Raw genomic sequence first — 12,333 nt, forward strand, 5'->3', positions numbered from 1 at the left:
CACCCCGGCGATTAAATCGATATGAACATTGCCGCCCAAACGAACGGTCCGGCCGGCGCAGTGGGCGCCGGCCGGACCGTCGGGGTGCGGAACGTCCTGCCCGGTCAGAGGACCGGCAGAACCTCGAGCCCGCCCAGGTACGGGCGCAGCGCGGCGGGCACGTTCACGGAGCCGTCGGCGTTCTGGTGGTGCTCAAGGATCGCGACGATCCAGCGGGTGGTGGCCAGGGTGCCGTTGAGCGTGGCCACCGCGCGGGTGCCCTTGCCCGGCTTGCCGTCCTCCCCGAGCACGCGCTCGCGGATGTTCAGGCGGCGGGCCTGGAAGGTGGTGCAGTTGGAGGTGGAGGTCAGTTCGCGGTAGGCGTCCTGCGTCGGAACCCACGCCTCGCAGTCGAACTTGCGGGCCGCGCTCATGCCCAGGTCGCCCGCGGCGGTGTCGATGACGCGGTACGGCAGCTCCACCTTCGCGAGCATCTCCTCCTCCCAGGCCAGCAGGCGCTGGTGCTCGGCGGCGGCCTCCTCGACGGAGCAGTAGATGAACATCTCCAGCTTGTTGAACTGGTGCACGCGGATGATGCCGCGGGTGTCCTTGCCGGCGGATCCGGCCTCGCGGCGGTAGCAGGAGCTCCAGCCGGCGTAGCGGGTGGGGCCGTCGGAGAGGTCCAGGATCTCGTCGGCGTGGTAGCCGGCCAGGGCCACCTCGGAGGTGCCGACCAGGTACAGGTTGTCGCGCTCAAGCCGGTAGATCTCGTCGTCGTGGGCGACGTCGAAGCCGGTCCCCTGCATGGTCTCGGGGCGCACCAGCGTCGGGGTGATCACCGGGATGAAGCCGTTGGCCACGGCTTGGTCCAGCGCCATGTTCATCAGCGCGATCTCGAGGCGGGCGCCGACGCCCTTGAGGAAGTAGAAGCGGGAACCGGAGACCTTGGCGCCGCGTTCCATGTCGATCGCGCCGATCAGCTCACCGATTTCCAGGTGGTCGCGCGGCTCGAAGCCGGCCGTGGAGAAGTCGCGGGGGGTGCCGACGGTCTTGACGACGACGAAGTCCTCTTCGCCGCCGGCCGGGGCACCCTCCTGGATGAGGTTGGGGATCAGCCGCTGCAGCCGCTCGAGCTCCGCCTGTGCGGCGCCGGACGCCGCGTCGGCGGCCTTGACCTGCGCGGCCAGTTCCTGCACCTCGGCCAGCAGGGCCTGCTTCTCCTCGCCCTTGGCCTGGGCGACCTTCTTGCCGAAGGCCTTCTGCTCGGCGCGCAGGGTCTCGAAGCTGGCAATCGACTCGCGACGGGCGGAATCCGCGGCCAGGATCTGGTCGATCAGGGATTCGTCGGCCCCGCGGTCGCGCTGCGAGGCGCGGAACAGCTCGGGATTCTCTGCGAGTTCTTTAACGTCGATCACGTCCCCAAGCCTACCCAATGGCCACTAGGGTAAAAGGCATCATGCCGATCGATAACCTCCTGGTGATCCTGGTCCTCGTCGCCGTGGTGATTGCGGCGGCGAGCTGGTGGTCGGCGCGCCGGCTCAAGGCGCCCCTGGCACTGCTGGAGGCGGCGCCGTCGGAGCGCGTCCCCGAAGGGCCGCCGCCGCGCGTCGGCCTGATCCTGAACCCCTCCAAGAACCACGCCGAACGGGCCGAGGCCGCGCTGCGCGCCGGCTGCGCCGCCGCCGGCTACGCGCCCCCGCTGGTCTTCACCACGACGCTGGAGGATCCGGGCCGGTCCATGGCGCTGGAGGCGCTGGCCGCCGGATGCACCCTGCTGGTGGCCGCGGGCGGAGACGGAACCGTGCGGGAGGTCGCCGAGGTCCTTGCCGGGGACCCTGCCGGTCCGGACCCCTGGGCCCCCCAGCCCGCGGGGGCCGCGTCCCCCGCGGCAGCCGCGGACGGCACTCGGCAGGAAGGCAGGCAGGAGGGCGGGCAGGGCACCGGTGCCGGGCAGCCGCCGTCGCCCCGGACCCCTGCCGCCCGGGAGGCGGCGACGCTGGCGATCCTTCCGCTGGGCACCGGGAACCTGCTCGCGCGGAACCTGGACATCTGGGTGGACGACATCGACGGCGCCGTGCACACCGCCCTGTACGGCGCCACCCGGAAAGTGGATGCGGCCGCGTTCGCCCTGGAGCGGGCCGACGGCCGCCGCGACGGCAACGTGTTCCTGGTGATGGCCGGCATCGGCATGGATGCCGACGTCATGAACGACACCCGCCTGAGGCTGAAGGCCCTGGCCGGGCCGATCGCGTACGCCGAGGCGGGGCTGCGGCACCTGTCCGGCCAGCGGCGCAACGTCGACATTTCGCTCGACGACGGGCCGGCCCAGCGCCGCAGGGTCCGTTCGGTGGTGTTCGCCAACTGCGGCAAACTGCAGGCCGGGCTGGACTTCGTCCCGGATGCGCGGATCGACGACGGACTGCTGGACATCGTGGTGATGAGTCCGGGCTCGATCGGCGGCTGGATGTGGATCGCGGCGAAGACGGCGTTCCGGCACCGCGGGTCCATCCCGGTGATCGACTACTACCAGGCGCGCAAGGTGCGCCTGTCCGTGCCGGAGCCGATCAGCGCGCAGCTCGACGGCGATCCGGTGGGGAAGGTGAGGTCCCTGACGGTATGGGTCCTGCCCCACGCATTGAGCGTGCGCGTCCCCGGCTGAGGCCCCGGCGGGCGGGGTCAGCCGAGGTGGGCCTTGAGCCGGGCCACCCAGGCCGCGGCCTCCGCGAACGCCTCGTCCGTGTTGTGCCGGGCCACCGAGGCCGTTGCGTTGGGAGACCTGCCCACGGACGGGTACGAGCCCAGGAAACGCACCCCGGGACTGATCCGGTGCAGGCCGGCGAGCGCGTCCGCCATCCGGGCCTCGGTGATGTGCCCCTCGGCGTCGACGGAGAAGAAGTAGGACCCGAGCGCCTCGCCGGTGGGGCGGGACTCGATGCGACTGAGGTTCACCCCGCGGGCGGCGAACTGGTCCAGCAGGTCCATCAGGGCCCCGGGGTGGTCGTCCGGCAGCGGGACCACCACGGTGGTCTTGTCGTTGCCGGTGGGCACGGGGATCCGGCCGGGCTTGGACACCAGCACGAAGCGCGTCACGGCGCCGGCGGTGTCCTCGATGCCGCGGCGCAGGATGTTCAGGCTGTTCTGCTCGGCCACCAGCGGCGCGCAGATGGCCGCGTCGTAGTGGTTCTCCGGGTCCAGCAGGCCCAGCGCGCCGGCGGCGGTGGAGGAGGCCGGCAGGAAGTCGTGGCCGGGCAGGTTGGCCTCGCACCAGTGGCGGGTCTGCGCGTACGCATGCCCGTGCGTGGACACGGTGTGGACCTGCTCAAGCGAATCGATCCCGTCCCGGGCCACCAGCACGAAGGTGATCGGGACCAGGACCTCGCGCACGATCTGCAGCGATTCGCCGGTGGCGATGGCGTCCAGCGTCGCGGAGACGCCGCCCTCGACGGAGTTCTCGATGGGGACCATCGCGAAGTCCGCCGCCCCCGAGCGCACCTTCTCCAGCGCGGTGTTCACGGACGTGGAGGGCACGCGTTCGGCGGCGTCGACGCCGGGGACCTGCATCAGGGCCGCCTCGGTGAAGGTTCCCGCCGGCCCCAGGTAGGTGTAGATCATCGGACGTTGGGCTCCTGGCCGTTTTCGCTGGCCATCGGCAGGCCGGCCTCGAGCCAGGCGCCGGAGCCGCCGGCGATGTTGAAGGCGGTGTACCCCTGGGCGGCCAGCCACGCGGCGACCTGCGCCGAGCGTCCGCCGGAACGGCAGATGACGTAGGTGTCCTCGTCCGGGTCGAGTTCGGACAGGCGCTCCGGGACCTCGTTCATGGGGATGTGGAGCGCACCGGTGGCGTGGCCCTCGACCCACTCGTAGTCCTCACGCACATCCAGCACCTTCGCGCCGGCCGGAACCTCGGTGACCTCGACGGTCTCGAACACGCTCATCGTCATCCTTTCGGTGGGGTGCCGGCCGTCCCGCCGATAGAGTGGGAACCGCGGCCGTACCGGTTCCATTTTATGGGACGATTTTTTGCGGCAGGGCGCGGCACGTCAGGACGACGCACGGGCCGGCCCTCCGGCCGCGGGCGCGGCACCACGGCGAGCGCCGGAAGACACTGCGGGCGCCGGACGGCACTGCGGGCAGGAGGCATGGGGCATGGAGCTGCACGAACTCGGGGCCGTCGCCCTGCGGGACATGCTCGCCGCCGGCGAAATCTCCTCCCGAGAACTCGCCCGGCACTACCTGGACCGCATCGCGGAGCGGAACCCGCGGCTGGGCAGCTTCGTCACGGTCACGGCGGAACGGGCGCTCGAAGAGGCCGCCGCCGCGGACAAGGCCTTCGTCCGGGCCCGCCACGCGGACCACCCGCTGCCCCGGCTGCACGGGCTCCCGCTGGCCTGGAAGGACCTCCTCGACGTCACCGGCGTGCCGACCACCCGCGGATCGGCCGCCTTTGACCTTGGACCCGCCAAGGGCGACGACCTGCTGGTCGCCTCCGTCCGCGCGCAGGGAGCGGTGGGGCTGGGCAAGACGCAGGTGCCCGAATTCGGACTGACCTGCCATTCGGAGAACCTGGTGGCCCCCGCCGCCCGCAACCCGCTCGATCCCTCGCGCTCCCCCGGCGGCTCCTCGGGGGGCAGCGCCGCCGCGGTCGCCGCCGGCCTGCTCCCGTTCGCCCCCGGCTCCGACGGCGGCGGCTCGATCCGCATCCCCGCGGCGGCCTGTGGGCTGGTGGGGCTCAAGCCCGGGCTCGGGGCCGTCCCCTCGGACCTCACCCGGGGAACTGAGGACAACTACGGCGCGCCCCGACTGGTGGTCTCCGGGCCGCTGGCCCGCACCGCCGCGGACGCCGCCCTGCTGATGGATGCCCTCGCCGGGGCCGCCCCCGGCACGGAGCCGCACCTGGCCGCCGCCCGCGCCGCGGCACCGGCCGGCGGGCGGCCGCTGCGCATCGGCCTGAGCGTGCGCTCGCCGTTCGAGGCGCACCTGACGATCGAGCTGGAACCGGAGGCGCGCGCGGCGCTGGACGCCGGCGTCGCGCTGCTGGAGCGCGCGGGGCACCGCGTGGAGGACACGGACCTGCGCTACGACAACCGCTACCACCCGGCCTTCCGCACGGTGTGGACCTCGACGCTGGCGGACCTGGAGCTGTCCCCCGGCGCGGAGGAGCGCCTGGGGCCCTTCACCCGGCACTTCCGCGCCCGCGCGCTGGCCCGGCCGGAGGGCCAGCGGCTCGGCGCCGCGCGGCTGCTGGCCAAGATCGCCGAGGACTCCCGCGTCCAGTGGGCGCAGTACGACGCCGTGCTGACGCCGGTCCTGGCCCAGACGCCGCGCCCGCTGGGGTACTTCACGGCGTTCGATCCCGAGGAGGACTACGAGCGGCAGTGCCGGTTCACCCCGTACACCTCCATGGTGAACGTGGCGGGCGTTCCGGCCATCGCCGTTCCCACGCACACCACGGCGGCGGGGCTGTCGATGGGGGTGCAGCTGATCGGGCGCCGCGGAGCGGAGGCGGGCCTGCTCGCGCTGGCCGCGGAAATCGAACTCGCCAGTAGCTAAAACGTCTGGTCAGCCCGATTCCGGGCACCGCAGCTGACGGATCCGGAAGGGCCGCGTTTCATCAGGATGTGCATTCTCCGCAGTTTCGGCGGAAAATTGAAAGAATGACCACCAAAATCATGCCCGAAGCCGGGCCGGGAAGAACCTTCTTTGGCCACCCGCGGACGCTGGCAAACCTCTTCAGCGTCGAGATGTGGGAACGTTTTTCCTTCTACGGAATGCAGGCCATCCTGGCCTACTACATGTACTACGCCGTCACCGACGGCGGGCTGGGACTGGACCAGGCCCTGGCGCTGAGCCTGGTCGGCGCCTACGGCGGCGGCGTCTACCTCTCCACCATCCTCGGCGCCTGGGTGGCGGACCGGCTGCTGGGCTCGGAGAAGGTCCTCTTCGCCTCCGCGATCGTGATCATGGCCGGGCACGTCGCCCTGGCCCTGTTGCCCGGCGCCGCCGGCCTGGCCCTTGGCCTGGTCCTGGTCGCCGTGGGCTCCGGCGGCCTGAAGGCGAACGCGACCGCCCTGGTGGGCTCCCTCTACGCCGAACGCGACCCGCGCCGCGACGCCGGCTTCTCCATCTTCTACATGGGCGTGAACATCGGCGGCCTCTTCGGCCCGCTGCTGACCGGCCTGCTGCAGGAGAAGGCAGGCTTCCACTGGGGCTTCGGCGCCGCCGCGGTGGGCATGGCGCTGGGGCTGGGCCTCTACGCCGCCGGGCGGAAGAACCTGCCCGCCTCCACCGGCCACGTGGCCAACCCGCTCCCGGCCAACCAGCGCGTGCGATACCTGGCCGCCCTGGTGGCCGGCGCCGTCGTCGTCTTCCTGCTCTTCGTGTTCGGCGTGCTCACGGTGGAGGCGCTGGCCAAGACCATCGCCTGGGTGGTCATCGCCGCCTCCGTGCTGTACTTCGTGGTGATCCTGTCCTCGAAGAAGGTCACGGCGGTGGAGCGCAAGCGCGTGGGCGCGTTCATCCCGCTCTACATCGCCTCCGCCGCGTTCTGGGCGCTGTTCCAGCAGCAGTTCACGTTCATCGCGGTGTATTCGGAGGAACGCCTGGACCGGAACCTGTTCGGCTGGGAAATGCCGGCCTCCTGGGTGCAGTCGATCAACCCGGTGTTCATCATCGTCTTCGCCGGCCTCTTCGCGGCGCTGTGGACCCGGATGGGCGAGCGGCAGCCGTCCAGCCCGCTGAAGTTCGCCGTGTCGCTGGGGATCATCGGCGTCGCGTTCCTGACCTTCATCCCGCTGGAGTCGCTGGAGAAGACCCCGCTGCTGGCACTGGCCGGCATCCTGCTGCTGTGCACGTTCGCGGAACTGCTGCTGAGCCCGATCGGCATGTCGGCGGCGACCAAGCTGGCGCCGGCGGCGTTCCGCACGCAGATGATCGCGCTGTTCTTCCTCTCCGTGTCCCTGGGCACCACGCTGGCGGGCATCCTCGCCGGGTACTACACCGAGGGCAACGAGATCCCCTACTTCCTGGCGCTCGGCGGGACCGCGATCGTGCTCGCCGTGGCGCTGGCCGCCTCCGCCCCGGTGCTCAAGCGCCTCATGGGCGGCGTGAAATAGAAGGGTGAGGGGGGCTCCGCCCCCGGAAACGCCAACGCGTGACCGATCCGTGCGGGAACGGATGCCCCGTTCCCGCACGGATCGGTCACGCGTTTAACGCCGGAATGGCCGAAGCCCCAAGCGGCGGCCCGCTAGACCGTAAACTCCGCGCTTGAGGTCGTCGAGGAGAAGTACGGGGCCCACGCGGCGAAGAAGATGATCGCCAGGATGACCATCAGGATCCCCAGGCCGATCGTCACGTAGCCCATGATCAGCCCGGCCAGGGCCATGCCGCGTCCGGCCGGTTCCTTGTTCAGCGCGATGTGCCCCAGGACCACGGCGGCGATCTGGGTGAAGAAGGTGCTGCCGAGGGTTGCGACGGAAATGATGCCCAGCACCATGGAGATCAGGCTCAGCGTCTTGGCCGGCGGGGCCTGGTAGCCGTAGCCGGCTCCCGGTGCCGCGTAGCCCGCCGGGTACTGGTAGCCCGCGCCCGGGTACTGCTGGCCGGGAGCCGTGGGACCCTGGTACGCCGGAGGCTGGTACTGCTCGCTCTGGTACGGCGTGTTTTGGTACTGCGTGTTTTGGTACGGGGCGGCCTGGTCCTGCGAGGCCGTGTACGGCTGGTCGGGGCCACCTTGTGCGGCGTCCCTGTCGGCGGAGTCCTTACCGTCGGCGTCCCTTTGGTCCGCGTCGATTGGGGCGGCGTGCTTGTGCCCGGGCTCCTGCTGGTCCAGTCGGGCGGGATACTCCTCCGTCGGGGAAGCGAAGGTCTCCCCCGCGTGCGGCGGAGAAGCCGGGGCGGGCGGCATGTTCTCCGGGGCCGGCGTCGCGGCCGTTTCGGGATTGGTTTCCGGGATGCGCCTCGTTTCCGGGTCGTTCGCCGGCCGGTCGTTTTCCTGCGTCATTGCGACTCCCTCATCGGATTCATGCCCCCTGCACGTCCAGTTTAGGCGTCGAGGGGCCCCCGTCCGAGCGTAGCGAGGGTGCGGAGGCGCCGACGACGTTAGGCTTCCCCGACGCCTCGAAGGAGAGCGGCGCAGCCGTCCGGCGGGCTTTCATCCAACGTTCAGAAATGGATGGTTGGCTAGGGAGTATGGAACCGCTCACACACACCCAGGTTGTCCCCATCCATCTGTTGGAGCACCTGGCTTCCTGTGACGGCCTCGGACCGACTCCCACTCCGGTGGTCCCGGACCCGCAGGAACCGGCCGATGCTTTCGGCCAGCCCGTCACGGCCCGGCAGTTCACACCGGCCCGGCAGTTCACACAAACAGAGCGCAGCCGGATCGCCGAGGCCGCGCGGCGCACCCTGCTGCTGGACCAGGCCCTGCGCCACGGCCCCGTGGAGCCCGGGGAGCCCCGGCTGCCGGGCGCCGAAAGCTCAGGCGCCTCCGCCCGGACGGTGTCCGACGCCGCGCACTCCGAGTTCCTGCCCGGCGCCGCGGTCCGAACCGAGGACGGACGGTCCGCCGAGGAAGAGGCGCCTGCGGACCCCTCCGGCCGCGAGGCCTGCCCGGAGTCGGCGGAGCGGGCGTTCGAGGCCCTCGGGGCCGCCCGGGACTGCCTCGCCGACATCGCCCGGATCGTGGACGGCCTCGAGGCGCTCAAGACGTTTTCGGCTGGCGCACCCGCGACCGAGCCGTGGGCCATCGTCGACCCGTCGACGGTTGCGGAGCCGTGGACCGGCGAACCCTTCCCGGAGGGCCAATTGCGCTGGATCGGCAAACCGGCCGTGGAGCGGGCCGTCGGCGCGCTGCCGCTGCAGGCGACGGTCCGCTTCGGCAACGGCTACCAGAACGCGTTCCGGGCCGGCACCGCCGTCGTTCTGGGCGAGGGCGACGGGCTGGTGTTCGGGTCCCTGGCCGCTTCCCTCGGCGTGGTGGGGCACGGACTGGCCCACGGGCTGCTGCGCCACGCCGGCCCGGCGGAAACCGGCCGCCCGCAGGGCGGCAACCAGCCTGACGGCGGCACTGGCCAGGACGGAGGCACCGGGCACGACGGCGGCCAGGCGGGCGCGCTGCGCGTTTCCTTCGCGGACGTGGTCGGTGTGCTGGTGGAGCAGCACGCGGCCGGGCACACCGCCGAGCAGGCCTCGTGGCTGCTGGGCGAGGGCCTGTTTACCGACCGCGTCAATGCCCGGGCGCTGCGTTCCCTGGCCGCGCCCGGCACCGCCTACGACGACCCGTTGCTGGGTCGGGACCCTCAGCCGGACCACATGGATGGCTACCTCGACGCCGCCGCCGAGCACGCCGCCCACCTGAACGCCGGCATCCCCAACCGGGCGTTCCATCTCGCCGCGACCGCGCTGGGCGGGTACGCCTGGGAGCGGGCGGGGGCCATCTGGCTCGCCGCCGCGCTGTCCCGTCCGCTGCCCGCGGACGCCGGCTTCGCCCTGTTCGCGCGGCGGACCGTGCGCGAGGCCGGACGGCTCTTCGGTTCGGGCTCTGCCGAACAGTCCGCGATCCGCGCGGCCTGGGCCGCCGTCGGCGTCTCCACGGCCGCCCGGACGGATGCCGGACCCGCCCACGCCGGGGCGGCCCTGTAGCCGGGACCGTGGGGACGGCGGACGGGCCCGGCGGTTCCGCTTCGGGCGGACGCGTGGCGAAATGTTTACGCACATCACACCGCGCATTAGTCGGGCATGCCAAGCTGTCCCCATGGCCGATAACCGTGCGGGCACCGTTGCCCTTCCCCAGGACCTGATCGACGTCGACGCGGTGCGTGGCGCCTACTTCGACATCAAGCCGGACCCGTCCGACCCCTCCCAGCGGGTCGCGTTCGGCACCTCCGGACACCGCGGCACCTCGCTGAAGGGCGCCTTCAACGAGAACCACATCGCGGCGATCACGCAGGCGATCGTGGAGTATCGGGCCAGCCAAGGCATCACCGGGCCCCTGTTCCTGGGCAAGGACACCCACGTGCTCTCCGGTCCCGCCCAGGACACCGCCCTGGAGGTGCTGGCGGCCAACGGCGTGACCGTGCTCTGGGAGGCCGACGGCGCCTACACCCCCACCCCGGCCGTCTCCTACGCCATCCTCAGCCACAACACCGAAACCCGGGGAGAGCCGCAGGCTGACGGCATCGTGGTCACCCCCAGCCACAACCCGCCGGCCGACGGCGGCTTCAAGTACAACCCGCCGCACGGCGGACCGGCGGACTCGGACGCCACCGGCTGGATCGCCGACCGCGCCAACGAGCTGCTGGAAGCCGGGCTGAACGGCGTCCGCCGCCTCCCGCTGGAGCGGGCGAAGGCCACGGACACCATCCAGTCCTACGACTTCATGACCCCCTACGTCGAGGACCTGCCCTCGGTGCTGGACATCGCGGCCATCCGCAACGCGGGCGTGCGCATCGGCGCGGACCCGATGGGCGGGGCCTCAGTGGACTACTGGGGCCGCATCGGCGAGGTCCACCGCCTGGACCTGACCGTGGTGAACCAAAAGGTGGACCCGCAATGGGCCTTCATGACGCTGGACTGGGACGGCAAGATCCGCATGGACTGCTCCTCCCCGGCCGCGATGGCCTCGCTGATCGCCCAGCGCGAGAAGTTCGACATCGCCACCGGCAACGACGCCGACGCGGACCGCCACGGCATCATCACCCCGGATGCCGGGCTGATGAACCCCAACCACTACCTCTCCGTGGCGATCGACTACCTCTACCGCCACCGTCCGGCGTGGCCGGTCAGCGCCGGAGTCGGCAAGACCCTGGTCAGCTCCTCGATGATCGACCGCGTCGCCGCGGGCCTGGGCCGCAAGCTGGTGGAGGTCCCGGTCGGGTTCAAGTGGTTCGTCCCGGGCCTGCTGGACGGCAGCGGGGTCTTCGGCGGCGAGGAGTCCGCCGGCGCCAGCTTCGTGCGCCTGGACGGCAGCCCGTGGTCCACGGACAAGGACGGCATCCTGCTGGCGCTGCTGGCCTCGGAGATCCAGGCCGTCACCGGATCCTCCCCGAGCAAGCTCTACGCCGGGCTGACCGAGAAGTACGGGGCTCCGGCCTACGCCCGCATCGACGCCGCCGCGACCCGCGAGCAGAAGGCCGCGCTCGGCAGGCTCTCCGCCGCCGACGTGACCGCCACGACGCTCGCGGGCGAGCCGATCACCGCCAAGCTGACCGAGGCGCCGGGCAACGGCGCGCCGATCGGCGGGCTGAAGGTGACCACGGAGAACGCCTGGTTCGCGGCGCGCCCGTCCGGGACCGAGGACGTCTACAAGATCTACGCCGAGTCCTTCAAGGGCGCCGAGCACCTGAAGCAGGTGCAGGCCGAGGCCAAGCAGCTGGTGGATTCGGTCATCGCCTAGCCGAACGCAGGCCGCCGAGGGAACACATAAGGAAACGCACGACGCCGGAGCCAGGCTCCGGCGTCGTGCGTTTTTCGGCCCTGCGGCCCGTCAGGGCGGGGCGCGCCCCAGGGGGCGTGGGGCGCCCGGGCACTAGAAGGCCGAGGGGCCCCGGAACGGAGGGGTCCCTCGGCGCGGGTGGTCCGGAGCCGGTGTGAGGCCGGCTCCGGACCGGCGACGCCAAGCGCTAGTTGGCCTCGGCGGCGACCTGGATCGACTTCAGGACGTCGGCCACCTGGCCGGCGACCTCGGCGTCGTCCTTGGCGTGGGTCTCGGCGAAGCGGACCACGGAGTTCGGGATGGACAGCTTGGCGTCCTCGACCAGCTTGGCGCCGGCGATCTCGAGGGCCTTGCGGGCCTCGTCCTGGGCCCACACGCCGCCGAACTGGCCGAAGGCGGTGCCGATGACGGCGGCCGGCTTGTTGGAAGTGGCGCCGGCGCCGTACGGGCGGGACAGCCAGTCGATGGCGTTCTTCAGCACGGCCGGCATGGTGCCGTTGTACTCCGGGGAAACCAGCAGCAGGGCGTCAGCGGCACCGGCGGCGGCGCGCAGCTCGGCGGCGGCGGCCGGAACCTGGCCCTCGACGTCGATGTCCTCGTTGTAGAACGGGAGGTTCTCGATGCCTTCGTAGACGTTCACCGCGACGCCCTCGGGGGCGTTGGCGACGGCGGCCTCGGCCAGCTGCTTGTTGGTGGAACCGCTGCGGAGGGATCCGACGAGGGTCAGAACGGTGGTGGCCATGAGTGCTCCTTGGGGTGCATCCGGGGTTTCATCCGGCGCCGATTTGGCGGCTCCGGTTGATCTTTCAATCTATACAACCGCATACATCCCGGGGATGTTCCCCGGCTCGATGTGACGCTGGACACGGGGCCGGCGGCCCCGGAATCCGGGGTCAGGGCGGGGCCTCCGCCGCAAAGCGCGA

General features: G+C 71.5%; 10 protein-coding genes. 5 read left to right on the forward strand and 5 right to left on the reverse strand.

Annotation, left to right across the window (positions count from 1 at the left end; all coding sequences use genetic code 11):
* Window positions 1-104 precede the first annotated feature (104 nt).
* Window positions 105-1,394: a serine--tRNA ligase gene (gene serS / locus ABD912_RS18660; protein WP_345153232.1), complete on the reverse strand. Its 1,290-nt coding sequence runs from the start codon at window positions 1,392-1,394 to the stop codon at window positions 105-107.
* A gap of 41 nt (window positions 1,395-1,435) precedes the next feature.
* Between serS and ABD912_RS18665 the strand changes: the two genes are divergently transcribed.
* Window positions 1,436-2,638, forward strand: a complete 1,203-nt coding sequence (locus tag ABD912_RS18665; protein ID WP_345153233.1) for a diacylglycerol/lipid kinase family protein — start codon at window positions 1,436-1,438, stop codon at window positions 2,636-2,638.
* 17 nt (window positions 2,639-2,655) lie between these two features.
* Here the strand turns inward: ABD912_RS18665 and pheA are convergent, their stop codons facing one another.
* Together pheA and ABD912_RS18675 are read right to left on the reverse strand one after the other, a co-directional pair.
* Window positions 2,656-3,591: a prephenate dehydratase gene (gene pheA / locus ABD912_RS18670; protein WP_345153235.1), complete on the reverse strand. Its 936-nt coding sequence runs from the start codon at window positions 3,589-3,591 to the stop codon at window positions 2,656-2,658.
* Window positions 3,588-3,914: a rhodanese-like domain-containing protein gene (locus ABD912_RS18675; RefSeq protein WP_345153236.1), complete on the reverse strand. Its 327-nt coding sequence runs from the start codon at window positions 3,912-3,914 to the stop codon at window positions 3,588-3,590. The genes pheA and ABD912_RS18675 overlap by 4 nt, the downstream gene beginning before the upstream one ends.
* A 211-nt stretch (window positions 3,915-4,125) precedes the next feature.
* Between ABD912_RS18675 and ABD912_RS18680 the strand changes: the two genes are divergently transcribed.
* Both ABD912_RS18680 and ABD912_RS18685 read left to right on the forward strand, forming a co-directional pair.
* Window positions 4,126-5,529, forward strand: coding sequence for an amidase (locus ABD912_RS18680; RefSeq protein WP_345153237.1), 1,404 nt, complete (start codon window positions 4,126-4,128; stop codon window positions 5,527-5,529).
* 104 nt (window positions 5,530-5,633) lie between these two features.
* Window positions 5,634-7,091 (forward strand): peptide MFS transporter, encoded by a 1,458-nt coding sequence (locus tag ABD912_RS18685; protein WP_345153238.1) that lies wholly within the window; start codon window positions 5,634-5,636, stop codon window positions 7,089-7,091.
* Between the two features lie 131 nt (window positions 7,092-7,222).
* Here ABD912_RS18685 and ABD912_RS18690 read toward each other — a convergent pair whose 3' ends face one another.
* A complete protein-coding gene (locus tag ABD912_RS18690; RefSeq protein ID WP_345153239.1) occupies window positions 7,223-7,978 on the reverse strand; it encodes a DUF4190 domain-containing protein in 756 nt (251 codons plus the stop codon).
* A gap of 188 nt (window positions 7,979-8,166) precedes the next feature.
* On the opposite strand from ABD912_RS18690, the gene ABD912_RS18695 reads away from it, so the two are divergent.
* Together ABD912_RS18695 and pgm are read left to right on the forward strand one after the other, a co-directional pair.
* The gene (locus ABD912_RS18695; RefSeq protein WP_345153240.1) at window positions 8,167-9,618 is read left to right on the forward strand and encodes a M4 family metallopeptidase; all 1,452 of its coding nucleotides are present in this window, start codon (window positions 8,167-8,169) and stop codon (window positions 9,616-9,618) included.
* Between the two features lie 112 nt (window positions 9,619-9,730).
* A complete protein-coding gene (pgm, locus tag ABD912_RS18700; RefSeq protein ID WP_345153242.1) occupies window positions 9,731-11,371 on the forward strand; it encodes a phosphoglucomutase (alpha-D-glucose-1,6-bisphosphate-dependent) in 1,641 nt (546 codons plus the stop codon).
* 226 nt (window positions 11,372-11,597) lie between these two features.
* Here pgm and ABD912_RS18705 read toward each other — a convergent pair whose 3' ends face one another.
* Complete coding sequence (locus ABD912_RS18705) at window positions 11,598-12,152, reverse strand: NAD(P)H-dependent oxidoreductase (RefSeq protein ID WP_345153243.1); 555 nt, start codon at window positions 12,150-12,152, stop codon at window positions 11,598-11,600.
* Window positions 12,153-12,333: the final 181 nt, after the last annotated feature.

Source organism: Arthrobacter ginkgonis (genome assembly GCF_039540195.1).
GTDB lineage: Bacteria > Actinomycetota > Actinomycetes > Actinomycetales > Micrococcaceae > Zafaria > Zafaria ginkgonis.